Genomic DNA, 2,379 nt, shown 5'->3' on the forward strand with positions numbered 1-2,379 from the left:
TTGCGCCAGCTACAATTTCGCACGGTTCGCCGACGGCGTCGACCGGAAACAGGGGAAATACATGAAAGGGATACTTTGCGCGGTCGCCCTGGCGGCTGCAGTCGCCGGCTGCCAGACCACCGGCCATAAAATCACCACGATCGACATCGGTGCCAGTCGCGATCAGGTGATCGCCACGCTTGGCCGGCCGGATTCGATCCGGACGCTGGGCGACTTCGAAGTGTTCAATTACCTCAATCGGCACCGCACGCGCGTGTCGATGACGCACACCGATTACGCGGTGGTGCTCAAGGACGGCAAGGTGAGCCAGTTCGGTCCCGGGCAGGTGAGACGGGATGGGCTGCATTCGGTGGTGATTGATGGGGCAACGCGCTAACGGGCGACCTGATGACTTGATGGCTTAGTGGGCCGGCATCCGGCGTGCTTGCCATGTCCGGGATTGGTGCCAGCGTGTGTGGCTAGCAGGCTGAATGCCGTGCCTGACTGCGGCAGCGGCTTGATCGAATCCGGGGCAGTTAGATTGCAGGTAGCCCTTGTCACCATCTGTTTTTCATTCTGCCGGCGCCGCACTTTCGCGTTGATCAATTCATCTTCCGCGATCGGCAACCCCGCAGATGTGGCGAGAGCGGCGGTGAAGGGCGCAGATACCGAGCATGTCGATCGTGACATGGTGCTTTGGAACCAGCAGGTGCATGTCTTGCTTGCGGATCGGCACGACGCTGGCGTCAGAGTGGAGGTAGAGGCACGTCCGGCAAGCTCACGCCCAATCGTTCCCGTACCTTTGCCGACGCAGCCGCGTCGGCTTTGCCGATAATCTACATTCCTCGCAAGAACACCGCCCTGTCGGGACTGGCTTGATAGAGCCCCCTCAAGCCTAGCTTGCTCATGCGGCAGGCGCATCCAGTCGCTGCCTCGCTCCTCATGGTCAACGTGACCCCGGGCGTGTCGGGCCCCTACGGTCCATTCTTCCAGTTGAATGCGAGGTTGATCGTCCAGTGGCCGGCTGGATGCAATTCCATGCGGCGGGTGGTTAGACGGAACCCGGAGCTTACATAAGATTCAACGTAGATGCGTTCCAGCGCCTGCGGTGTAACGCCTGTATGAGGCACCTCAGCGACAGAGAAAACTATTGCGTAGTCGATTGAAGGCGAGTCCATGCGGTGATTGGTCTGAGGTAATCCGGGCTGCTCATAAGGTTCGAGGTATGCGTGTTCCACGGTCTGCGGCGCAACGCCGGCATGTGGCATCTCAATGAAAGGAATCACTAGCGCGGCGCATACGTCGCTCATCAGCAAACCCAGCGTCTGGCGGCGATCAGGAGCAATCGTTGGGCGTGCATGTAGCGGTCTCCGGTTCTTGGAAAATGTTGACCATCCAGATGGATTTCAATGGCTGCTTCCCGCTGGGGCGGTGGCCATTGCTCGGTGCGTCGCACAACCAGACCTGTCTGTGCAACCAGCAGATCGATCCCCGACACCGCGCCGCCCAGCAGTGCGGCCCATCCAGTGTTCCCCAGTCCCGTCGGGTACGTTCGCGCCGTCGCGGTCCAGTCGATCACGGTCTGGCTGGATGCTCCGAGGTTTACAATAAAGTAGCCACCGCCCTGGACGCTTGCGCCAGAGGCTGAGCCGCCGAGACTCGGCCGGCTCCGTCGCAAGTAGTTTGGCGAGCTGCTTTCGGACTGCACCCATCAACGGTGCAAACCATGCCAGGAGTGGAACTGGAGCGCTCCAGGCGTCCTGCCTCGGCTAGACTTCTTTTACCAGCAGTCTGTTTATCGCCATTGCTGCCGAGGGAACGCGTGTATCGTGGGCGCAGTAGCATCACGGTTCGGCCGGACCTGCGTAGGGGATGCTAGACCCCAATCGCCGCTGCACCTTTGCCAGCGCGGCCCTATCGGCTTTGACGAGAGCACGCTCTCCGCGCATATATGCCTCCCTATCAGGACTATTGGCATCGGCCCCCAAGAAGCTTTCCCTCCGCATGATGCAGCCGCATTTGGGCGGCAGACGGCTAAAGATACTGAGCGTAGTGCTAGGTGAGTCACGTCCCTTCGGTGCACTCTTCAACTGGAAAACGAGCTCGATATTCCAGGCACCGTTCGGATACGACTGCTTACGGCGGTTGGCAAGCCGGAATCCAGACTGCTCATAAGATTCGATGTAGGCGCGTTCCAGGGCCTGCAGCGACAGGCCGTTATGCGGCGTGTCGCCGACTGGCTGATTTGCGGCGGATGGGTGGTTCATCAGTAGCCCCAGGGTCAGGGTGGCGATCAGGATCAATCGACGGGCTTGCATGCAGCGTTCTCCGGTTCTTGGGACATCTTGCCCCCTATGACGATTTCAATGGCCGCCGCCCGTCGGGGGCGGCGGCCATCGC

4 protein-coding genes are annotated in these 2,379 nt (G+C 60.5%); 1 reads left to right on the plus strand and 3 read right to left on the minus strand.

Annotated elements, in window-relative coordinates:
• Window positions 1-61 precede the first annotated feature (61 nt).
• The gene (bamE, locus tag XnspCFBP7698_RS00740) at window positions 62-376 is read left to right on the plus strand and encodes an outer membrane protein assembly factor BamE (RefSeq protein ID WP_104580658.1); all 315 of its coding nucleotides are present in this window, start codon (window positions 62-64) and stop codon (window positions 374-376) included.
• A gap of 577 nt (window positions 377-953) precedes the next feature.
• On the opposite strand, the gene XnspCFBP7698_RS21670 is transcribed toward bamE, so the two are convergent.
• The 3 genes from XnspCFBP7698_RS21670 to XnspCFBP7698_RS00745 all read right to left on the minus strand — a co-directional run bounded on the left by XnspCFBP7698_RS21670 (window position 954) and on the right by XnspCFBP7698_RS00745 (window position 2,297).
• Entirely contained in the window at window positions 954-1,289 is a 336-nt protein-coding gene (locus XnspCFBP7698_RS21670; protein WP_146093229.1) for a hypothetical protein, read from the minus strand.
• Window positions 1,289-1,558, minus strand: coding sequence for a hypothetical protein (locus XnspCFBP7698_RS21250; RefSeq protein ID WP_146093230.1), 270 nt, complete (start codon window positions 1,556-1,558; stop codon window positions 1,289-1,291). The genes XnspCFBP7698_RS21670 and XnspCFBP7698_RS21250 overlap by 1 nt, the downstream gene beginning before the upstream one ends.
• Window positions 1,559-1,823: 265 nt before the next feature.
• Entirely contained in the window at window positions 1,824-2,297 is a 474-nt protein-coding gene (locus XnspCFBP7698_RS00745; RefSeq protein WP_139015217.1) for a hypothetical protein, read from the minus strand.
• Window positions 2,298-2,379: the final 82 nt, after the last annotated feature.

It is taken from the genome of Xanthomonas sp. CFBP 7698, from assembly GCF_003600855.1.
Lineage (GTDB): Bacteria > Pseudomonadota > Gammaproteobacteria > Xanthomonadales > Xanthomonadaceae > Xanthomonas > Xanthomonas cannabis.

Excerpts from the sequence above, each read along its gene's own strand:
- XnspCFBP7698_RS21670 (WP_146093229.1), bottom strand. The coding sequence starts at position 1,289 with ATGAGCGACGTATGCGCCGCGCTAGTGATTCCTTTCATTGAGATGCCA.
- XnspCFBP7698_RS00745 (WP_139015217.1), bottom strand. The coding sequence starts at position 2,297 with ATGCAAGCCCGTCGATTGATCCTGATCGCCACCCTGACCCTGGGGCTA.
- bamE (WP_104580658.1), top strand. The coding sequence starts at position 62 with ATGAAAGGGATACTTTGCGCGGTCGCCCTGGCGGCTGCAGTCGCCGGC.